The sequence below is a fragment of the Mesorhizobium sp. M0833 genome, from assembly GCF_040319905.1.
Lineage (GTDB): Bacteria > Pseudomonadota > Alphaproteobacteria > Rhizobiales > Rhizobiaceae > Mesorhizobium.
The window spans coordinates 58057-78985 of sequence record NZ_JAMYOQ010000019.1 but is presented as its reverse complement, the minus strand read 5'-3'; the positions used below and the strand labels follow the sequence as shown (position 1 = coordinate 78985).

Annotated in this window: 21 protein-coding genes; 15 read left to right on the top strand and 6 right to left on the bottom strand. The window is 63.7% G+C overall.

Annotation, left to right across the window (positions count from 1 at the left end; all coding sequences use genetic code 11):
* Positions 1–15: 15 nt before the first annotated feature.
* The 7 genes from NKH98_RS21310 (at position 16) to lpxK (ending at position 6254) form a co-directional block, all read left to right on the top strand.
* A complete protein-coding gene (locus NKH98_RS21310) occupies positions 16–507 on the top strand; it encodes an FAD-dependent oxidoreductase (protein WP_352901353.1) in 492 nt (163 codons plus the stop codon).
* A gap of 162 nt (positions 508–669) precedes the next feature.
* Positions 670–2013, top strand: coding sequence for a TldD/PmbA family protein (locus tag NKH98_RS21305; protein WP_352901350.1), 1344 nt, complete (start codon positions 670–672; stop codon positions 2011–2013).
* Positions 2000–2806, top strand: a complete 807-nt coding sequence (locus NKH98_RS21300; protein WP_352901347.1) for a 3'(2'),5'-bisphosphate nucleotidase CysQ — start codon at positions 2000–2002, stop codon at positions 2804–2806. Before NKH98_RS21305 ends, NKH98_RS21300 begins: the two co-directional genes overlap by 14 nt.
* Positions 2807–2880: 74 nt before the next feature.
* Positions 2881–3126 carry a DUF4170 domain-containing protein gene (locus tag NKH98_RS21295; RefSeq protein WP_352525444.1) on the top strand — a complete coding sequence of 82 codons (246 nt, stop codon included), beginning with the start codon at positions 2881–2883 and terminating at the stop codon, positions 3124–3126.
* Positions 3127–3131: 5 nt separating this feature from the next.
* The gene (locus NKH98_RS21290; RefSeq protein WP_023717166.1) at positions 3132–3911 is read left to right on the top strand and encodes a lysophospholipid acyltransferase family protein; all 780 of its coding nucleotides are present in this window, start codon (positions 3132–3134) and stop codon (positions 3909–3911) included.
* The gene (gene waaA, locus NKH98_RS21285; protein WP_254817457.1) at positions 3908–5224 is read left to right on the top strand and encodes a lipid IV(A) 3-deoxy-D-manno-octulosonic acid transferase; all 1317 of its coding nucleotides are present in this window, start codon (positions 3908–3910) and stop codon (positions 5222–5224) included. The genes NKH98_RS21290 and waaA overlap by 4 nt, the downstream gene beginning before the upstream one ends.
* 1 nt (position 5225) lies before the next feature.
* Complete coding sequence (gene lpxK, locus NKH98_RS21280) at positions 5226–6254, top strand: tetraacyldisaccharide 4'-kinase (protein WP_352901345.1); 1029 nt, start codon at positions 5226–5228, stop codon at positions 6252–6254.
* 253 nt (positions 6255–6507) lie between these two features.
* Here the strand turns inward: lpxK and NKH98_RS21275 are convergent, their stop codons facing one another.
* The gene (locus NKH98_RS21275; RefSeq protein ID WP_031211156.1) at positions 6508–6741 is read right to left on the bottom strand and encodes a DUF2093 domain-containing protein; all 234 of its coding nucleotides are present in this window, start codon (positions 6739–6741) and stop codon (positions 6508–6510) included.
* Positions 6742–6971: 230 nt separating this feature from the next.
* On the bottom strand, positions 6972–7898 hold the full coding sequence (locus NKH98_RS21270) for a LysR family transcriptional regulator (protein ID WP_352901344.1): 927 nt from the start codon (positions 7896–7898) through the stop codon (positions 6972–6974).
* 90 nt (positions 7899–7988) lie between these two features.
* Between NKH98_RS21270 and NKH98_RS21265 the strand changes: the two genes are divergently transcribed.
* Both NKH98_RS21265 and NKH98_RS21260 read left to right on the top strand, forming a co-directional pair.
* The gene (locus NKH98_RS21265; protein ID WP_254817460.1) at positions 7989–8882 is read left to right on the top strand and encodes a DMT family transporter; all 894 of its coding nucleotides are present in this window, start codon (positions 7989–7991) and stop codon (positions 8880–8882) included.
* A gap of 126 nt (positions 8883–9008) precedes the next feature.
* Positions 9009–9770 (top strand): hypothetical protein, encoded by a 762-nt coding sequence (locus NKH98_RS21260; RefSeq protein ID WP_352901342.1) that lies wholly within the window; start codon positions 9009–9011, stop codon positions 9768–9770.
* 34 nt (positions 9771–9804) lie between these two features.
* Here NKH98_RS21260 and mutL read toward each other — a convergent pair whose 3' ends face one another.
* Both mutL and NKH98_RS21250 read right to left on the bottom strand, forming a co-directional pair.
* Positions 9805–11664: a DNA mismatch repair endonuclease MutL gene (mutL, locus tag NKH98_RS21255; protein WP_352901340.1), complete on the bottom strand. Its 1860-nt coding sequence runs from the start codon at positions 11662–11664 to the stop codon at positions 9805–9807.
* Positions 11665–11744: 80 nt separating this feature from the next.
* Entirely contained in the window at positions 11745–12647 is a 903-nt protein-coding gene (locus tag NKH98_RS21250; protein WP_352901338.1) for a LysR family transcriptional regulator, read from the bottom strand.
* Positions 12648–12750: 103 nt separating this feature from the next.
* Here NKH98_RS21250 and NKH98_RS21245 point away from each other — a divergent pair, with 103 nt between their 5' ends.
* Positions 12751–13740 (top strand): zinc-dependent alcohol dehydrogenase family protein, encoded by a 990-nt coding sequence (locus NKH98_RS21245; protein WP_352901336.1) that lies wholly within the window; start codon positions 12751–12753, stop codon positions 13738–13740.
* 17 nt (positions 13741–13757) lie between these two features.
* Here the strand turns inward: NKH98_RS21245 and NKH98_RS21240 are convergent, their stop codons facing one another.
* Positions 13758–14660 (bottom strand): LysR substrate-binding domain-containing protein, encoded by a 903-nt coding sequence (locus NKH98_RS21240; RefSeq protein WP_254817464.1) that lies wholly within the window; start codon positions 14658–14660, stop codon positions 13758–13760.
* Positions 14661–14751: 91 nt separating this feature from the next.
* Here NKH98_RS21240 and NKH98_RS21235 point away from each other — a divergent pair, with 91 nt between their 5' ends.
* The 5 genes from NKH98_RS21235 (at position 14752) to NKH98_RS21215 (ending at position 20336) form a co-directional block, all read left to right on the top strand.
* A complete protein-coding gene (locus tag NKH98_RS21235) occupies positions 14752–16302 on the top strand; it encodes a trimethylamine methyltransferase family protein (protein WP_254817465.1) in 1551 nt (516 codons plus the stop codon).
* 41 nt (positions 16303–16343) lie between these two features.
* Positions 16344–17993, top strand: coding sequence for an ABC transporter substrate-binding protein (locus NKH98_RS21230; protein ID WP_352901334.1), 1650 nt, complete (start codon positions 16344–16346; stop codon positions 17991–17993).
* A 105-nt stretch (positions 17994–18098) separates the two neighbouring features.
* Positions 18099–18578: a DUF3828 domain-containing protein gene (locus NKH98_RS21225; RefSeq protein WP_352901332.1), complete on the top strand. Its 480-nt coding sequence runs from the start codon at positions 18099–18101 to the stop codon at positions 18576–18578.
* Between the two features lie 4 nt (positions 18579–18582).
* A complete protein-coding gene (locus NKH98_RS21220; protein ID WP_502894287.1) occupies positions 18583–19140 on the top strand; it encodes a hypothetical protein in 558 nt (185 codons plus the stop codon).
* A gap of 11 nt (positions 19141–19151) precedes the next feature.
* Positions 19152–20336: a mandelate racemase/muconate lactonizing enzyme family protein gene (locus NKH98_RS21215; RefSeq protein WP_352901330.1), complete on the top strand. Its 1185-nt coding sequence runs from the start codon at positions 19152–19154 to the stop codon at positions 20334–20336.
* 29 nt (positions 20337–20365) lie between these two features.
* Here NKH98_RS21215 and queF read toward each other — a convergent pair whose 3' ends face one another.
* Positions 20366–20827 carry a preQ(1) synthase gene (gene queF, locus NKH98_RS21210; RefSeq protein ID WP_023674394.1) on the bottom strand — a complete coding sequence of 154 codons (462 nt, stop codon included), beginning with the start codon at positions 20825–20827 and terminating at the stop codon, positions 20366–20368.
* Between the last annotated feature and the right edge of the window lie 102 nt (positions 20828–20929).

Sequence of the window (20929 nt, the reverse complement as noted above, 5' to 3'; positions counted from 1 at the left end):
CAATGCCTCCAATTCGTGCGCCAATCGCTTCCGGCGGCCACCCGCGCCAATGCGCTGGCGCTCGCCGGTCTGCTGGCCGAGGCCCTGACGGCCTGGGAGGAGGTGGTGGCGGACGCTGACCTGGCAGACTTGCCGCGCTCCAACGGCTGTCTCTACTTGTATCGTCGCGAGAGCGATTTCGCCAAGGCCGCTGGGGGCAGGGCGCTGCGCGCCGGGTTTGGCGTCCATCAAGAGGTTCTGATGCCGGAAGCGGTGGCCGCGCTGGAGCCCGGCCTGCCCGCGACCGGGGCCAGCGGTCTGTACTTCCCGGACTCGATGAATGTCACCGATTCCCGGCCGGTCATCGGTCCGTCGCGCGGCAGCTCCAGGGTGATCCATGCCTTCGGTCATGGTCATCTCGGCCTGACACTCGCGCCGATCACCGCGCGCCTGGTCGCCGAGCTGATCATTGGTCGCGGCGATCCAGCGCGTCTCGCGGCGTTTTCGGCTGATCGCTTCCGCGCCTGATCGATCGAACATTTCGCCGTCGGGTTGCGATCAGGAGTCGCGCCGACCTGGGCTGGATGCCCCCTGATTGTCCGCTTCTCCCATTGCAGAAGCCGCGCCGGGACAATAGATGGTGCAGCAACGGCTGCCCTTCAGCCGGCCGGAAATAACAGGATCATGCGCATGACCGATACGCTCGACGCAGCGAAACTGACCGATCGCGTCGCAGCCCTGGTCGAGGCTGCTAAACGGGCCGGCGCCGATGCCGCCGATGCGGTTGCGGTGCGCGGCCGTTCGACCAGCGTGTCGGTGCGGCTCGGCAAGGTCGAAGGCACAGAGGCGTCCGAGAGCGAAGACGTCTCGCTGCGTGTCTTCGTCGGCAAGCGGGTAGCGAGCGTTTCGGCAACGGCGGCATCCGACCCCAATATGCTGGCCGAGCGTGCCGTCGCCATGGCCAATGTGTCGCCCGAAGATCCCTATCAGGGTCTCGCCGATCCGGCCTTGCTGGTCAAGACGCCGCGCGACCTCGATCTGTTCGACGCCACTCAGGTATCGGCCGACCAGTTGAAGGAAGCAGCCCTTGCCGCCGAGGCGGCGGCGCTTGCCGTCAAGGGCGTCACCAATTCGGCCGGCAGTAGCGCCAGTGCCGGGCTGGGCGGCCTTGTGCTCGCCACTTCGCATGGGTTTGTCGGCCATTATGTCGCGTCGCGCTTTTCGCGCTCGACCAGCGTGATCGCCGGCGAGGGCACCGGCATGGAGCGCGATTACGAATTCTCCTCGCGCCAGCATTTTTCCGATCTCGACGCGCCGGAAGACATCGGCCGCAAGGCCGGCGAGCGCGCCGTACGCCGTATTGGCGCGCGCAAGGCTGCGACCGGGCCGGTCGACGTGGTGTTCGATCCGCGCGTGGCGCGCGGCATTGCCGGCCATCTCGCCGGTGCCATCAATGGCGCCGCGGTGGCGCGCAAGACCAGCTTTCTACGCGACATGATGGGCAAGAAGGTGGCTTCGGCCGCAATTACCGTCACCGACGAGCCGCTCCGGCGCCGCGGCCAGGCCTCGCGCCCGTTCGACGGCGAAGGCGTCGAGGGCGAAAAACTGTTCATGGTCGACAAGGGCGTGCTCAACCACTGGTTCCTGTCGACTTCCGCGGCTCGGGAACTCGGCCTCGTCACAAATGGGCGCGGCTCGCGCAACGGCTCGTCGGTCTCGCCGTCATCGACCAATCTTGCAATCGAGCCTGGCGAACGGACGCCGGAAGAGCTGATCAAGTCGCTCAAGACCGGCTTCTACGTCACCGAAGTGTTCGGCCAGGGCGTCGACATGGTGACGGGCGAATATAGCCGCGGCGCTTCCGGCTTCTGGATCGATAACGGCGAGCTGGCCTATCCCGTCGCCGAGGTGACCATCGCCTCCAATTTGAAAACCATGTTCCTCAACATGGTTCCGGCGAGCGATCTCGACCGCAATTTCGGCACTGCCGCGCCCACGCTTTTGATCGAAGGAATGACCCTTGCCGGAGCTTGATCCGGCCGTCTCGGCCGGCGCTACTGAAGACCTGCAGCTGCTGCTCGACGCTGCCCGCGAGGCAGGGCTCATCGCCATGCAGTACTTCAACAACAATCCGCAGGTGTGGATGAAGGGCGGCACCTCGCCGGTCAGCGAAGCCGATCACGCCGCCGACAAATATCTGCGCGAAACCTTGCTGGCGGCCCGGCCGGACTACGGCTGGCTGTCGGAGGAAACCGTCGACGACCCGGTAAGGCTTATCGCGCACCGCACCTTCGTCGTCGATCCGATCGACGGCACGCGCGGCTTCCTCGAGGGCTTGCCCACATGGTGCGTCAGCGTAGCGGTGGTCGAGAACGGCCGCACGCTTGCCGGCGTGCTCGACTGTCCGGCGAAGGGCGAAATCTATTGGGCGCTGCCCGGCGAGGGCGCGTTCCTGAATGGCAAGCGCATCAGCGTGCGTCCGCTGTCGGAAACGGCCGAAATCGCCGGACCGAAGCCGATGATCGACCTGCTGCCGGCGAAATGGCACAAACGGCTGAAGCGGGTGCCCTATATTCCGTCGCTCGCCTACCGGCTGGTGATGATCGCCGGCGGCCAGCTCGATGCCACCTTCGTCAAGGCCAATGCGCATGATTGGGACATCGCCGCGGCCGATCTCATCCTGCGCGAGGCAGGCGGCGCCGTGCTCGATCGGCACGGCCGCGCGCCGCTCTATGCCGGCGAAGTGATCCGTCACGGACCGCTCGCCGCCGGCAGCGGCGAACTCCTCGCCGTGCTCGCCGGCGTCATCGCCGGGCTGGACAATTGACCGCTATCAATAGTTCCAAAGTCGGCGGCTTTGGTCTAGACCTGTCCCAAACTCACGATATGTGAAGGATCGACATGGCCGCTGAAGACGGAAAGAAACAGCTTTTGCACCTGGTGTTCGGCGGCGAACTCAAGAAGCTGGGCGGCACAGAATTCCGCGATCTCGACGCGCTCGACATCGTCGGCATTTATCCGGACTACCAATCGGCGCACGCCGTCTGGAAGGCCAAGGCGCAAGCCAGCGTCGACAATGCCCATATGCGCTATTTCGTCGTTCACCTGCACCGCCTGCTCGACCCCGAAAACAAGGCTGCCGGTTGACATCGATGAACCATGAAGCGGTCAAGCGTTCAGCCCCGCGGTCGGCGGTTAGACGTCGCAAGCCGAAGACGTTCTGGCGCAAGATCCGCGAACCGCTGGCGCAGTCGCGATTCGTCAAGAATGCGCTTGCCGCGCTGTTTGCGTATTTCGTCCGCCTTGTCCGCTTGACCAACCGCATGGTCGACGGATCGGCGAAGTTTTCCGGCGGCGCCTATGCGCAGCTCGAGCCTGGCATTATCGCGCTTTGGCACGGCCAGCATTTGCTGACCCCGGCCTATTATCCCAAGGGACGGCCGCTGGTTGCCATGGTGTCGCGCAGCGCCGATGCCGAGCTCAACGCGCTGATGGTCGAGAAATTCGGCATCGAGGCGGTGCGCGGCTCTGGCGGGCGCGAAAGCGCAAGGCATCTCGACAAGGGCGGCGCCAAGGCGCTCATCGCCCTCAAAAAGTCGCTCGCCACCGGCAAGAATGTCGCCATGATTGCTGATATTCCCCACGGCACGCCGCGCGATGCGGGGCTGGGTGTCGTCCTCCTGGCGCGGCTGTCCGGCCGGCCGATCCTGCCTGCGGCCATAGCCACCAGCCGCCGCAAGGTGATCGAGGGCAGCTGGGACAAGACGACTATCAACCTGCCCTTCGGCCGCTCCTCGATCGTCGTCGGCACGCCCGTCTTCGTGCCGGCCAACGCCGACGCCGCGGAAATGGAACGCAAGCGCCAGGAGGTCACGGCCTCGCTCAATGCCGCGACCGCCGAGGCCTATCGCCTTGTGGACGGTTCGAAATGAGTATGCGCTGGGCGCGCGCCTTCCTGACGGCATACCGTTTCGCCGGGGCCGCCGCTTACCCGCTGGTCGGACCTTACGTCGCCTGGCGCACTTCCAGAGGCAAGGAGGACCGCATTCGCCGGCGTGAACGCTACGGCGTCGCCGGACGCGAGCGCCCCGAAGGCCCCGTGATCTGGATCCATGCAGCCAGCGTCGGCGAGACCATCGCCGTCGTGCCGCTGGTCGAGAGCATTCTCGATTACGGCGTCAACATCGTGCTGACCACAGGCACGGTCACCTCGGCGCAGGTCGCCGAAGAACGGCTGGGCGACCGCATCATCCACCAATATGTGCCGCTCGACCTCAAGCCGGCGGTCAGCCGCTTCCTCGACCATTGGCAGCCCGACCTGGCGATCATCGCCGAATCGGAGATCTGGCCGATGACCATCCTGGAACTCGGCGCCCGCCGCGTGCCGCAGGTTCTGGTCAATGGCAGGCTGTCCGACCGCTCTTTCAAATCCTGGAAGAAGCGCGCCAACATTGCCGAAGCATTATTCGAAAATCTCGCCCATGTCGTTGCCCAATCGGATCTCGATGGCGAGCGCTTCCTTTCGCTCGGCGCCCGGCCGGTCACCGTGTCCGGCAATCTCAAGGTCGACACCGCGCCGCCGCCGGCCGACGAGCGGGCACTGGCGGCGCTGAAACGCCAGATCGGTGGTCGCCCGACCTGGGCGGCGATCTCGACCCATGATGGCGAAGAGGCGGTCGCCGCCGAAGTTCACGCCATGCTGCACAAGCGCCACCACGGGCTTTTGACGATCATCGTGCCGCGCCATCCCGATCGCGCCGGGCAGCTGGCCGCCCAGATTTCCGGCATGGGCCTGAAGCTGGCGCAGCGCAGCAAGGGCGACAGGATCACTGCCGACACCGATATTCTGCTCGGCGACACGATCGGCGAGATGGGGCTTTATCTGAGACTGACGGAAATCGCCTTTGTCGGCCGTTCGCTGACTTCCGAGGGCGGCCAGAACCCGCTGGAACCGGCCATGCTGGAGACGGCGGTGCTTGCCGGCCGCAACGTCCAGAATTTTCGCGAGGCCTATCAGCGCCTGCTCGACAGCGGCGGCGCCAAGCTGGTGCGCGACCGCGATATGCTGGCCGGCGCCGTCAATTTCCTTTTGACCAACGAGGCTGCCCGCCATGAGATGATGGCGGCGGGTGCGGCGACGGTCGACGAGATGCGCGGTGCGCTGGCACATACGCTCAGGTCGCTCGAGCCCTATATCCAGCCGCTGGTCGTCAAGTCGCGCCTGAAGGGCGCGAACGGGCGCTGACGTGACCTCGGAAGCGCCGCCCTTCTGGTGGGAAAAGCCCGACTGGCGGGTCACGGCGCTGTCGCCGCTCTCCGCCATCTATGCGCTTGTCGCCGGTCGCCGCATGCGGCATGCGCCGCGCGAAAAGGTAGAGGCGCCGGTGCTCTGCGTCGGCAACTTCACCGTCGGCGGCACCGGCAAGACGCCGGTGGCGATCGCATTGGCCGAGCAGGCCCGGCGCATGCAGCTCAATCCGGGTTTCCTGTCGCGCGGCCATGGCGGCTCCTTCGCGCAGCCGCATATCGTCGATCCACACCACGACGCCGCCAAGCATGTCGGCGATGAGCCGCTGCTTCTGGCCGAACGCGCGCCGGTCGCGGTGACGCCGAACCGGGCCGCTGGCGCCAGGCTTCTGCTGGAGAAGCTCGGCTGCGATTTCCTGATCATGGATGACGGTTTTCAGAGCGCGCGCATCCACATCGACTATGCGCTGGTCGTCGTCGACGCGCGCCATGGCATCGGCAATGGCCGCGTCATCCCTGGCGGGCCGCTGCGGGCAAACATCGTCGACCAATTGGTCTTCACCAGCGCCTTGCTGAAAATGGGCGAGGGCACCGCAGCCGATACGGTCGTGCGCCAGGCAGCGCGCGCCGGCAGGCCGATCTTCGAGGCGCATACCGTGCCGAGCAGCAAGGTGACGCTGGCCGGCAGGCGGTTCCTGGCGTTCGCCGGCATCGGTCATCCCGACAGGTTTTTCGACACCGTAAGCGAGGCCGGGGGCGAGCTTGCGCTGACCCGACCATTTCCAGACCATCATTTCTACAGTGCGGACGAGCTTGCCGAATTGGCGGCGACGGCACGTAAAGCCGGACTTGGCCTCATTACCACCGCCAAGGACGCTGCCCGCCTGCGTCACGGCGCAGCACCGCCGGAATTCCTCGACGGGGTCGATGTGCTGAAGATCGACACTGTGTTCGAGCTTGACCACGTGCCGCAGCGCATCATCGACGAGACGCTGGATGCCTGGCGGCAGCGCAGGCTCAGGGGCTGACCAGCAGCTTGAGCACCGAGGCGATGTAGGACTGGAATTTGCAGCTTTCCGCCGGTCGAGCGTATTTTGTTCTTGCTTTGTGCCGGCAGCTATGCTACTAAACCGAGTATGGTGATGATTCGCCGGTGACCCGCCCTTGAGCCCGAGGCGGGTTTTTTATTTCAAGATAGCCTTTAAGGTTTCGGTGTTGCCGGCCTGACGCGGCGGCAGAGGGCGCAGGGTCGCAACGGGGCGACTCTCCATTTGCGCTGGACTAGCGTCGGCGGCGCAGTTCCGGATGCGCTTCGATCTCGCGGCGCAGCGAGGCGGCGGCATTCACATAGGGTTCCTGCCTGGCGACACTCCAGTATTTGAGCTCGTCGAGCGGGATGCTCTCGCCGGTCACCGCGCAGCGCACGAAGGCGCCGGGGCTGGTCACCTGGAAGTCGCCATCGAGATAGCGGATGCGGGCTTCCTTGCCGCCGGGACCTTCGAAACGGTTCATCATGGGGTGGTGCCGAAATTCATGCCGATGTCATCGCCACAAATTGCGGCGAGGTCAAGCTTGGTTGGCCTTGCCTGGTTCTGTTTCTGGTGACACTTGCTCGAACAAGCCGGCAAAGCGAATGCCAATGCATGTCGCGCAAAAGTGTGCGGCGGTTTTGCGCGACATGCATAAACACAAGAACCTGAAGGACGTCGCATGAGGCCGGTCGAATGCGACGCGTCTTAGGCATCTCATTCCTCGGCCGTGATAAACTGCTCGATCTTCTCCGCTGGCAGCCCTGCCTGGACGGCGATGCGCCGGGCGAGTTCGGCGGCGGCTGCGCGCGGCCGCCCCAGCGGCCGGTCGAGCCAGTAGGATATCGGGCTGAGAACGCTGCGTTCGTCGACGGCGACGATGCGGCCCGACTTCAATTGGTCCACCGTCAACGGCGGACGTGCCAGCGCAATGCCGAGCCCGTGCGCGGCGGCGTCGACCACGAGGTTGTAGTCCTCGAAACGGCGGTCGTGCGGCCGCGGCCGATAGTCCATCTCCTGCGCCGCAAACCAGGCGCGCCAGGCCGAAGCGTCGGAATCGTTGATCACCGGAAATTCGAGCAGCCGGGCAGGATCTCCGCGGCCGATCTCCCTGGCCAATTCCGGCGAGGCGACCGGGAACACATATTCTTCGAAAAGCTGCACCGAGACCCGGCCCGGAATGCGGCCGCGCCCGCAGCGGATCGAGAGGTCGATGCCTTCGTCGGCAAGATCGCCCTGGCGGATGTCGACGTCGAGCATGATCCGTAGCTTGGACGGGTGGTTCTCCAGCGCCGCCATGCGCGGCATCAGCCACAGCCCGCTGACCGAGGGGATCGAGGTCAGCCGAACCACCGCCGTGCCGCGCGGCTCAACCCAGCGATCCGAATTGCTGGCGATCAGGGCGAAGGCTTCGGTGGTGCGCAGATGCAGGCGGTTGCCCTCGACGGTCAGCGAGACGCCGCGCGCGCCGCGATCAAAGACTTTCAGCCCGAGCCAACCCTCGAGCTTGGCGATCTGCCGGCTGACGGCGCCATGGGTGATATTGAGCTTCTCGGCCGCAGCCGAAAAGCTGCCGGTCCGAGCCGCGGCGTCGAAGGCGCGCAGCGTTTCGAGCGGCAGCATCGGGTCTAAGCTGTGATCCATAGTCACAGGTGATCCTCGATTTGTTCGTTTGTCAACCGACCCGCAATAGCGTTTCTCTACTTCATGGCATTGGATCGCGAGGACACTCAGATGAGCGCTTACACCGGCACGTTGAATACGACACAGCGCATGGATGCCACGGCTGCCATCGCGGTGGCGCTGACGGTGGTCGGCTGGGCCTCCGCCTTTCCGGCGATCCGCGCCGGCCTTGCCGCTTTCGGGCCGCTGGAACTTGGCGCGCTGCGCTTTGCCATCGCCGCTGTTCCGGCGGCGATCTTCCTCGCTGTCAAGCGGCCGGCACTGCCCAGGCTCGATGAACTCTGGCGCTTTGTCTTCGGTGGTGCCGTCTTCGTCGCGCTGTACACGGTGATGCTCAATTTCGGCGAACTGACCGTTTCGGCCGGTGCGGCCGGCTTCATCATCAATGTCAGCCCGATCTTCACCGCCATCATGGCCATGGCGCTGCTCGGCGAACGCTTCTCGGGCCTGGCCTGGGCCGGCACATTCCTGTCCTTCGCCGGTATCGGCATCATCGCCATGGGCGAGGGGCAAGGGCTGCATTTCAACAGTGGTGCGCTGCTTGTCCTCGGCTCGGCATTGTGCTCGGCCGTCAACACCATCGTCCAGAAGCCGCTGTTTGGCCGCCACCACCCGCTGACCATCTCGGCCTCGAACATGGTGCTTGGCGCGCTCTGCCTGTCGCCCTTCCTGCCGAGTGGTCTGGCGCAAGCGGCGGTCGCCGACACCGCCGGGCTCGGCGCGGTCATCTTTCTTGGCATCGTGCCCAGCCTCATCGCCTATGCCGCCTGGGCCACCGCCCTGTCGCGCCTGCCCGCCGCGCGCGCCTCGAATTTCCTCTACCTGGTCTCGCCGGTCGCGACGCTGATCGGCTTCTTCTGGCTGGGCGAGGTGCCGACGCTGCTCGGCATCATCGGCGGCGCGCTGGCGCTAGGCGGCGTCATCGTGGTGAATTTGAAGAGATGAATCAGATAATTGAAGGCTTTTCCCGACTCAAGCTAGGAGCCGCTGCTGACGGCCATTGCGATGCAGACATGAGCCAGGCGGGTGTCTACATTGATTTGCATTGGCGAAGCGCATCGAGGGGTCGACATGGGAATGCAGTTCATCTCCGCAGTGTTTTTCTTGCTGCTGCTCAGCCAAAAAGCCGCCGCGGGTTGGTACCAGGTCGAAAACTACGAAGGTTTCATTGGGCCTAACCCAGTCCATCTGTCGCTGCAGAGGAATGACAGTTTCGGCAGCGGGATTACGGTCGAGGGGAGCTATTTCTACGACGCGAAGCAAAGCCCGATAGCAGTGTACGGCAAGATCAACGGCACCAGCGTATCCCTTTGCGAGATTGCGGACGACAAGGAATTCGACCGGGTGCTGGTCATGGGATCGAAAACGCCCGTCGACACCACTGGATGCCCATTTTCTTTCGACATTGGTGAAAGCGGTGCAACGGGGGCCTGGAGCAAGGGTGCGGACAAACATCCCGTTACGCTCAAGAAAGTTGCGGGCCTGGACGATACCGGCGACGGGAAGATTGACGGAACCGTTGAGATCCCGTTCTGGGCGCAGACCGCCACCGATAGATTTGCGGGAATCTACGCGAAAACCGACGCCGGCATTTGCATGGAAAAGTTGCTAGTCATCAGCAAGCGCAGCAAGAAAGTCGTTCAAGAGATCGCTTTCGATGACGAAGATTGCGACGCGGGCATGCTGATGACGCCAATCTACATGAACGTTCAAAAACAGACGGAAAAAACCGTCGAGATTATATCGGTAAACTTTCGCGGCGGTGGCGCCGGTTACACGATGGACTATGTTTTCTCTCGCAAAACCAAGAAGTATCAGAAATTGGTGAACTGACCGGGTGCTTCACTTGGCGTTGCGCAGGTAATGATCACCGCCGCCCGAACAGCCGCTCGATGTCGGCGAGCTTGAGCTCGATATAGGTCGGACGGCCATGATTGCAGGTGCCGGAGCCGGGCGTCGCCTCCATCTGGCGCAGCAGCGCGTTCATCTCTTCGGGCTTGAGCAGGCGGCCGGAGCGCACCGAGCCGTGGCAAGCCATGGTCGCGGCTATCTTGTCCAGCCGCCCTTTCAGCGTGTCGACCGTATCATTGTCGGCGATCTCGTCGGCAAGGTCGCGCACCAGCTGCTGGACGTTGGTCTCGCCGAGCATCGACGGCGTCTCGCGCACAGCGACGGCACCGGGACCGAAACGCTCGATGCCAAGGCCGAAGTGGGCCAGCGTCTCGGAGTGCATGGCCAGCCGCTCGGCGTCTTCCTCCGACAGATCCACGATCTCGGGCAGCAGCAACATCTGCGACGGCACCGCGCGTGAGTGGAGGGCGTTCTTCAAGGCCTCATAAACCAGCCGCTCATGCGCCGCATGCTGGTCGACGATGACGAGCGAATCCCTGGTCTGGGCGACGATGTAGTTCTCATGCACTTGTGCGCGCGCCGCGCCCAATGCCGTGCCGAGCAGCGTCTCTGCCGCTTCATTGATCCCGGCGCGCACGTCGGCGCTGTGCAGCGGTCCGGCGTCGAAGGCCGTCTGCTCGTCCTCACCGAGGCGGCCATTTGCAGAGCCCATATCGAGCGGCCGCTGTGGCGAGCGGGCAAGATCGAACCCGGCAAAGCCTGAGGCCCGATAGGCGGCCTCGTAACTGCGGTGACCGTTGGCCGGCCCGCCATGCGCATAGGATGCCGCGCCTGGCCGGAACGCCGCCATCATGCCGGCGGCCCCCGTGGTGGCGGCGCGGATGCCGGCATGGGCCAGTGCTTCACGGACGGCGCCGACGATCAGCCCGCGCACCAGCCCCGGGTCGCGGAAGCGCACGTCTGCCTTGGCCGGGTGGACGTTGACGTCGACGATCGCCGGATCGAGCGTCAGAAACAGCACAGTGACGGCATGGCGGTCGCGCGGCAGCACGTCGGCGAAGGCGCCGCGAATGGCGCCGGCGATCAATTTGTCACGCACCGGGCGGCCGTTGACATAGGCGTATTGCTGTAGCGCGTTGGCGCGGGTGAAGGAGGGGACCGAGACATGGCCGGCGAGATGCACGCCGTCCCGCATCGCGTCGATGGCGATCGCATTGTCCGGAAAGTCGGCGCCCATCACCTGTGCCACCCGGCGCAGCCGGCCTTCCGGGCTGTCGTCGGTCGCCGGCAGTTCCAGCGTCGAGCGGTCCGGGCCGGCCAGGGTGAAGCGCACGGCGGGGAAGGCGATGGCGATGCGCTTGACCACGTCGCCGATGGCCGAGCTTTCGGCGCGCTCGCCCTTCATGAATTTGAGCCGCGCCGGCGTGGCGAAGAACAGGTCGCGCACCTCGACCGTGGTGCCGCGATTGGCGGCGGCCGGCCTGACGGCGGAGACGCGACCGCCGTCGATGCCGATCTCGGCGGCGTTTTCACTGGACGCGGTGCGCGAGCGGATCGACAGCCGCGCCACCGAGCCGATCGAGGGCAAGGCCTCGCCGCGAAAGCCGAGGGAGCGGATGTCGTGAATGTCGTCGGCGAGCTTGGAGGTGCAATGGCGCGCGATCGCCAGCGCCAGTTCCTTTTCCGGAATGCCCGAGCCGTCATCGCTGACGCGGATCAGGTTCAGCCCGCCGCCGGCGGTGACGATCTCGACTCTGGTAGCGCCGGCATCGAGCGCGTTCTCGACCAGTTCTTTGACCACGCTTGCCGGACGCTCGATGACTTCGCCGGCGGCGATCTGGTTGATCATCGTTTCGGAAAGCTGGCGGATGGGCATGGCAGCACTATAGCCGGATTCGTGGCCGATGCGGGAGGGTAGAATTGCGGAAATCCGCGCAGCTTACCGCGAGCGCGCGTTCAACTCATGAGCTTGGGCAGCGCTGCCGCCAGTGCATCGACGGCAAGGCGGACTTTCATCGGCAGATGAGGCGTCTGCAACCAAAGGGCATGAACGTCGTAGAGAAACCGGGATTGTTCCGGCAATAGCAGGACAAGCGCGCCCGCCTGGATGCGCTGGCGAACCAGCCAGTACGGCAGCCAGGCGAGCCCCATGCCGGCGGCCGCGGCATCGGCGATCGCATCGAGATCGTCGAGCCGCAATCTGCTGACGGGCCGGATCTCCATCGCGGGCTGGCCGTTGCGCGGAAACAGCCACGGCTGAACGGCGCGCCCGGAACGGCGGTAGATGATCGCGTGATGGCTGCCGAGGTCATCTATTTCCTGCGGCTGGCCGTGCCGGTCGAGATAGGACGGCGACGCGCAGACGACCATCTGTTGGCGCGCGATGCGACGCGCCATAACCCCGGCCTGGTCCTCCAGGTCGCCCGTTCGGATGGCAAGATCGCAGCCATCCTCGGGGAGGTCGGCGAGGGTGTCGCTGAACGACAGGTCAAGTTCCAGCGCCGGATATTGCTGCGCAAGCCCGAACAGGATCGGGGCAACGCAGCGCCGGCCGAAATGCACCGGCATGAGCACGCGCAGCTTTCCGCGCGGTTCGGCAAGCTGGTCGGCGGCGAGTGCATCCGCGGCCTCCGCTTCGGCAAGCACCAGCCGGCAGCGTTCGTAATAGGCGCGCCCAAAATCCGTCAGGCTTTGGCGGCGTGTGGTCCGGCTGATGAGGCGCATGCTCAGGCGCTCCTCAAGAAACCGGACATGCTTGCCGACCATCGGCCCGGACAGATCGAGCGCGGCCGCCGCGGCCGCGAACGAGCCCAGATCGACGGCTTTGACGAACACGGCCATGCTCGTAAGGCGATCCATATTCAAAACCTACAGTTTCTGCTGGTCTACTCAAGCGGCTATTTATCTGCCTGATCGCCGCTGGCATAGCTGATTCAGTTCAAATGTTTTGGAGTTGTGACCGATGGCGCGTGTCGTTCGTTTTCATGAGCTTGGTGGTCCCGAGGTTCTGCGCATCGAGAATGTCGACATGCCTGCGCCCGGGCGAGGCGAGGTCCAGATCCGTGTCAGGGCGTTGGGTCTCAACCGGGCCGAGGCGCTGCTGCGTTCAGGCAGATACATCCAGACTGCGCCCTTACCTTCGGGTCTTGGGCTTGAGGCGGCGGGTGTCGTCGAGGTGGTCGGCGAAGGCGTGAGCGGTTTTGCGCCGGGCGATGCCGTCAGCATCGTGCCGCCATTGTCGATGGTCCGCTGGCCTGCCTATGGTGAGATTGCCACATACCCCGCCGAGCTCGTCGTCAAGCACCCGCCGGCGCTGAGCTGGGAAGAGGCGGCCGCCGCGTGGATGCAATATCTCACGGCCTATGGTGCGCTGATCGACATTGCCCAACTTGGCCGGGATGACTTTGTCGTTATCACTGCGGCGTCGAGCAGTGTCGGACTTGCGGCGATCCAGATCGCCAACCTGGTTGGCGCGATCCCGATCGCGGTCACACGGACGTCCGCCAAGAAGCGGGCTTTGGTTGCGTTCGGCGCGGCCCACGTCATCGCTTCGGCGGAAGAAGATCTGGAGGCCAGGCTGAAGGAAATCGCCGGCCCGGACGGCGTGCGCGTGGTGTTCGACGCCGTCGGCGGTCCGATTTTCGAGCCTCTGACGGCAGCGATGGCACCAGGTGGCATTCTCATCGAATATGGCGGCTTGAGCCTCGACCGGACACCCTTTCCGCTACCTGCAGTGCTGGCGAAGACACTGACGCTGCGCGGTTATCTCATGCATGAGATCGTGCGCGATCCGGTCCGGCTGCAGGCCGCCAAGGCGTTCATCCTTGACGGACTAAGCTCGGGTTCGCTGAAGCCGGCAATCGCCAGAACCTTTCCGCTCGACCAGATCGTCGAGGCGCATCGTTATCTCGAAGCGAACGAACAATTCGGCAAGATCGTCGTAACGGTGTGACCAGTGACCCTGGGATCTCAAGCCTGCGCTGCCAGCCAGTCCCGCACCTTGCGGGCGTTGTCGCTGAGCTCGCGGTTCCTCGACCAGATGACATGAAAGCCCTTGCCGGTCGTCATCGTGTGGCCGGTGACGCGCACCAGCAGCCCTGATGCCAGCAGCCGCTCGGCGAGGTGACCCCAGCCGAGCGCGATGCCTTGCCCTTCCATGACTGCCTGGATCACCAGCGCATAGTCGTTGATGCGCAAGCCACGTCCGGCATCGGCGATGTCGACACCGGCCGAGGCGAACCACTCGTCCCAACTCGCGGCCTCGCGAAACGGCTCTTCGAGATGGATGAGGCGGTGCGATTGAAGGTCCGCGACACGCTCCGGCAGCCCGAACCGGGCCACATAACTCGCGCCGGCAACGGGGAATATCACTTCATCGGCCAGCGGCAGCGAATGATAGTCCGGCCATTCCCTGGGCTCGCCGCCGCGGACGCCGAGCGGGATGTCCTCGGCGATGATGTCGAGATCGCGGTCGGCGGTCTGGATGCGCAGGTCGATGCCCGGCAATTCGTCGCGAAACTGCTGCAGGCGCGGCATCATCCAGAATGAGGCGAAGGCGGTCGAGGCGGCGAGCGTCACATGCGCGCCGACGGCGATCTGGCGCAGATCCTCCGCCGACTTGCGAATGTGCGACAGGCCGAGCGAGACGTCGGCATGGAAGCGGTCGCCGGCCTCGGTAAGGCTGACTTGCCGGTGGCGGCGCTGGAAGAGTTTGGCGCCGAGCTGTTCTTCGAGCCCGCGGATCGCATAGGACACGGCAGCCTGCGTCATGCCGAGCTCCCGTCCGGCGGCGGTAAAGCTCGACAGCCGCCCGGCGGCCTCGAAAACGATCAGGCTGCCCGCCGACGGCAGCAGGTGGCGCAAGCTTCGCATAAGCTGACCTTATACAAGAGATCAGGATTTTCCAGCGTCACAGCTGCATTTTGTCTGGCTAGATTGGTCGAGACAGGAAGATGGAGCCTCCATGAACGCACCGGCCGTTGAAGTGAGCGAACATACCAATCGTCGCGCGGGTGGCCGCCTGGGGCGCAAGGCGCTGCGAGGCGCACCCGTTGCGTCATTTCCGACCCTGGTTCGCAAGATTCCGGTGTATCAGATGGTCCCGGACGAGGCGGTGGAGCTGATCCACCAGGAATCGCTCAGCATCCTCGAAGAGGTGGGATGCGAGTTCCGCGACGACGAGGCGATCGCACTGTGGAAGGCAGCGGGCGCCGATGTCTCCGAGACAAGGGTCCGCATAGACCGCGCCCTGCTGATGGAGCTCATCTCGAAGGTCCCGTCGGAGTTTACGCTCAATGCGAGGAATCCCCAGCGTTCCGTACGTGTGGGTGGCAACAACTCCATCTTCGTGCCGATGTATGGCGCGCCTTACGTGCGCGACCTCGACAACAACAGGCGCTACGGCACACTCGCCGACCTCAACAATTTCCACAAGCTCGCTTACATGGCGCCGGCGCTGCACTCGTCGAGCTCGATCATCTGCGAGCCGATGGAAATTCCAGTGCCGAAACGTCACCTCCACATCATCCATTCGGCGCTGAAGCACTCCGACAAGCCGTTCATGGGTATCGTGACGTCCAGGGATCGAGCCGAAGACACGATGGCGATGGCGGGCATCGTGTTCGGCGAGGACTATGTCCGCGACAACCCGGTGCTGGTTGCGATCACCAACTGCAATTCGCCGCTGGTCTGGGATGCCACCATGCTGGACGCGATGAAAGTCTATGCGCGCCACAACCAGCCGCTGATCCTCGCGCCCTTCGCCCTTTGCGGCGCCTCGACTTCGGCCTCTGCCGTCGGTGCGGTCGCGCAGGTCAACGCCGAAGCGCTGGCGGGCGTCGCGTTCACACAGCTGTTGCGTCCGGGTTCGCCGCAGATCTACGGACAGTTCATGGTGACGGTCGACATGAAGACCGGCGCTCCCATGGGCGGCACGCCGGAGGCGGCCCAGATGATGTATCTCATGGGCGCGCTGGCGCGGAAGTATCGGCTGCCGTGGCGCACGTCCGGTTTCCATGTCGGCTCGAAGCTGAACGACGCCCAGGCGGGCTACGAGGCGAACATGCTGATGCATGCCGCCATCCTTGCCGGCGCCAACTACATCTGGCACTCCGCCGGTTGGCTCGAGGCCGGCCTGACCTGCGGCTATTCGAAATTTGCCACCGACTGCGAGCAGCTTGTCGGCTGGTACAAATATGCTGGCGGGCTGCCATTCGACGATTTCAAGGAGGCTATGGCGGCTATCCGCGAGGTCGGACCGCAGGGCCATTTCCTCGGCACCCAGCACACGCTCGAACATTTCGAGTCCGCCTTCTTCATACCGAGCATCATGGACTTCAATTCGTTCGAACAGTGGAAGGCAGAAGGAGCAAAGGACCACGACACCCGCGGCCGCGAGAAAGCGCGCAACATGCTCGCCGATTACGAGGAGCCGAAGCTCGATGAGGGCATCGCCGATGGCCTCAAAGATTTGATTGCGCGGCGCGAGGAGAAACTGCCGGACAGCGTTAGTTGATAACGGGCGAAGACCCGATGGGAACCATAACGGAGGAAAAAATGACACTCTTCAGAAGCAACGGCGATCGCGTACCGAGCGCCATCGAAGCGATGGCCAGCGAGGCTCGTGCAGGTCGTGTCGACCGACGCGAGTTTCTGGCGCTGGCAAGCGCCTTCGGAGCATCGACGGCCCTTGCCTACGGCATGATCGGTCTTGCCGTGCCAGAACGGGCCTTGGCTGAAGAGCCGAAGAAAGGCGGCACGCTGCACGTTTCGATGTCGGTAAAGGCACAGAAGGATCCGCGCACCTACGACTGGGTGGAACTTGCGAACATTTCACGCTGCTGGCTGGAGCCGCTTGTCCGCTACACCCGCCAGTTCACATTCGAGCCGGTTCTGCTCGAAAGCTGGGAGGTCAACGACGACGCCACCGAATATGTGCTGCATGTTCGCAAGGGCATCGCCTGGAACAACGGCGATGCTTTTAGCGCCGAAGATGTGGTCTACAATCTGACGCGCTGGTGCGAGAAGGCTGCCGCCGGCAATTCGATGGCCGCGCGCGTTGGTGCGCTGATTGATGCAAAGACCGGCAAGGCCAGGGAAGGAGCGATCACCAAGGTCGACGACAACACGGTGAGGCTGAAGCTGAACGAACCGGACATCTCGCTGATCCCGAACTTCACCGACTATCCGGCGCTGGTGGTCCATCGCAACTTCGACGCCGACGGCGCCAATCCGATCGAGAAGCCGATTGGCACCGGGCCGTTCGAACTGGTGTCGTATGCGGTCGGCCAGAAAGCGGTCGTCAAGCGTCGCGAAAATGGTAAATGGTGGGGCGGTGAAGCGCTTCTCGACGGCGTCGAATTCATCGACTACGGAACCGATTTCAATGCGTCGATAAACGCATTCGACTCCGGCGAAATCGATCTCAACTTCGAGACGCCTGCCGACTTCATAGACATCCTCGACAAGATGGGGCTGGTGAAATCGGAGGTCGCGACAGCGACCACGCTCGTTGCCCGCACCAACATCACGCACAAACCCTACGATGACAAGCGGGTCCGCAACGCCCTCCAGATGGCCGTCGACAACAATGCGGTGCTCGAACTTGGCTATGCCGGGCGAGGCACCGTCGGTGAAAATCACCACGTCAGCCCGATTCATCCGGAATACTACGCGCTGCCCAAGAAGACACGCGACGCCGTGGGCGCCAAGAAGCTGATGGCGGAGGCCGGGCAGGCCGACTTCGAGCACGAACTGATCACCGTCGAGGACGATTGGCAAAAGAACACCGGCGACGCGATTGCCGGCCAGTTGCGCGATGCCGGGATCAAAGTGAAACGCACGGTGCTGCCGGGTTCGACCTTCTGGAACGACTGGACGAAATATCCTTATTCCATGACCATCTGGTACATGCGCCCGCTTGGCGTCCAGGTGTTGGCGCTCGGCTATCGCACCGGCGAGGCCTGGAACGAAACCGGCTACTCGAACCCTGATTTCGACGCCAGGCTCAAGCAGGCTCTCTCGCTCATCGACGTCGAGAAGCGCCGCGAGGTCATGAAGGACATCGAGCAGATCCTGCAGGATTCGGGCGTCATCATTCAGCCGTTTTGGCAGAAGCTGTTCAGCCACATGAACGAGAAGGTGAAGAACTACGGTGTGCACCAAACCTTCGAGATGGATCTCCAGAACGTCTGGCTGAACGCCTGAGTTGCCAGCAGAGGACGCGTTGCAGGATTTCATGGACCGCAAGAAAGCCGACGGGCAAGATGCGTGGTACTGATAGCTTCCGTCAGTGAACAATCGGGGACACGCATGAAACTGCCACTTTTTGTTGCCGCGCTTTCGATGGCCTTGCCGGCGGCCGCGTTTGCCGGCCCTGCTGCCAATGCCGTGAAGTTCTTTTATGTCCCGTCGGTCAAATTCGAGGCCGATGCGCAATATCGCGACCGCTTCACCGCACCGGTGACGAAACTGTTCGAACTGAACGACAATGCGGCAAAGAACCATCCGGATGAAGTTCCCTGCATCGACTTCGCCCCTGGTCTCGATGCGCAGGACTATGACGAAAAGACCGTGGCCAAGACGCTGACGCTGGCCGAAACGCTGGATGGCGACAGCGCCGAGGTGACAGCGACCTTCAACCTTTTTCCGGAAGGGCATGATTCCAAACGCGAAATGGTCTGGTCGTTGAAGAAGATCGACGGCCAGTGGAAGGTCGCCGACATCACCTCGAAGACCAGCGGCTGGACGCTGAGTGCGCTCGAATGCCTGGCCGGGCAGTCGCCGGAGTGATGCCGTGCTGCGCTGCCGTCCCTGGCTTTTGGCGACTGCGTGCCTGCTGGCCGGATTGAGCAGCGCCGCCGCTCAGGGCCTGTTCGGCGCGCCGCCCGCAAACGCTCCGGCCGACAGTGCGCCACCTCCGCCGGCAGTGTTGCCGCCGGCAGAAAACGCGCCGACTGCACCCGTGCAGCCGGGCTCGCCGACCGCGGTGGTGAAGCCGTTCTACGAGCATGCCGGGCTCGAGGTCGATCCGGCTCAGCGGGGCCATTTCACCGACCCGGCAAAGTCGGTGCTGGACAAGAGCGACGCGCTGCGGAAGTCGGGGCAGGGCGAGTGCCTCGATCCCAACATGGCGCTCGACAATTCCGAATACGACAAGGCGGAGATCGACAAAAGCCTGAAGACCATCGAAGCGATCAACGGCGACGAGGCCAAGGTGGTCGTCGCGTTCGTCGTCGCCGGCAACCCGCACCGGCTGGAGTGGAAATTCAGGAAAGTCGACGGCGACTGGAAAATATCGGACCTGCTCTCGGTGACCGGCGAATGGGCGCTAAGCCAATACCAGTGTGAGTGAGAACGGAACCGATGAAGATCACCAACATCCGCGTCACCCACGTCAACGTCCCGCTCGATGCTCCGTTCTGGTGGACCGCTGGTCTCTACGGCGGCGCCTCGAAATCGATCATCGAGGTCGAGACGGACGAAGGCGTGATCGGACTGGGCGAGGCGCCATGGTGGCATTTCGGCGAGGTGATCAAGGCCGAGATCGCGCCGGCGCTGATTGGCGCCGATCCGCTCGACATCGCCGACTGCGAGGCGCGCTGTGTGCCGCCCTGGCAGATCACCGCCAACACCGGCGAGAACGCAGCCACGGTGGCGTTCGGCGCCGTCGAACTGGCGCTGTGGGATATAAGAGGCAAGGTCTTCGGTATGCCGCTCTATAAGCTGCTCGGCGGCGCGGTGCGCAAGGACATTCCGTTTTCGGAATATTTCGCCTTTCGCCCCGCTCAAGGCGGAGCCGGCGGCGAGATGACCGCCGAAGCGATCGTCGACTACTGTCTCGGCATGCGAGAACAGCACGGCTCGACGATCTTCGAGGGCAAGCTGATAATGGGCGATCCCGAGCTCGAGATCAGGACAGTGCGCATGCTGCGCGAGGCGCTTGGCGACAAGGCGCAGATCAAACTCGATTCCAACATGCAGTGGTCGCTAACCACAGCGCGCTGGGTACTGCGCGAGATCGAGCCGTTCAACATCCGCAATTACGAGGATCCGGTCGCGACCTTCGAGGAGATGGCGGCGCTGCGCCAGCATTCGCGCATTCCGTTCTCCACGCACATCCCGGATCTCAGGCGGGCAGTCGCGCTCGGTGCGCCGGATTACTTCGTCTGCAATTTCGCAGCACTCGGCGGATTGTCGAAAACTCTGAAATTCATCGCCGCCTGTGAGGCGATGGGCAAGGGGTTCTGGTGCTATTCGAACGATCTCGGCATCATGACATCGGCTTATTTGCACGTCGTGGCGGCGACACCGTGGATCACCGAAGCATCGCAGTCGCTGTTTCGCTGGCAGATCGGCGATGTCATCGAGGATGGTCCTTTCCGGCAGACCGGCAATACGGTGCGCGTGCCGGAGGATGACGGGCTGGGCGTCGAGCTTGACCCTGCCGCCATGAAACGCTGGTCAGCACACTTCGCCGAACATGGGCCGATGCACCATTTCAGCGATCCGAACAATCCCGGGCGTTACCGGCGGCTGCCGCTCAACTGATGCAACATTTTCTTCGTAGTAACTCAGGCTTACCCGCGCCCGCGATAGGGGGCGACGCCGGTGTCGGGCAGCCACACACCTTCCGGCGGCGCGCCGGTTTGCCAGAACACGTCGATCGGAATGCCGCCGCGCGGATACCAGTAGCCGCCGATGCGCAACCACAATGGCTTGGTCGCGGCGATGATGCGGCGGCCGATCATGACGGTGCATTCTTCGTGGAAGGCGCCATGGTTGCGAAACGAGGTCATGAACAGCTTGAGCGACTTCGATTCCACCAGCAACGCATCGGGTGCGTAATCGATGACGATATGGGCGAAGTCCGGCTGGCCGGTGACGGGGCAGAGCGACGTGAATTCCGGGCAGGTGAAGCGAACGATGGCCGGCGGGCCGTCGCCGCGCGAAAACGGCACGGTTTCCAGGACTGCCGCTTCAGGGCTCTGTGGCGCCTCGACGTTGGTGCCGAGCTGGGTGAGGTTTTTCGTATCGGTCATGAGCAGGTTCCTTGCTGCATGTCGCCCAAACTGCGCAGCGATTTTGGGACAGCGACATGCGTAAAAACAAAAATTTGCCGCTCATTAGCACAATTTGAAACA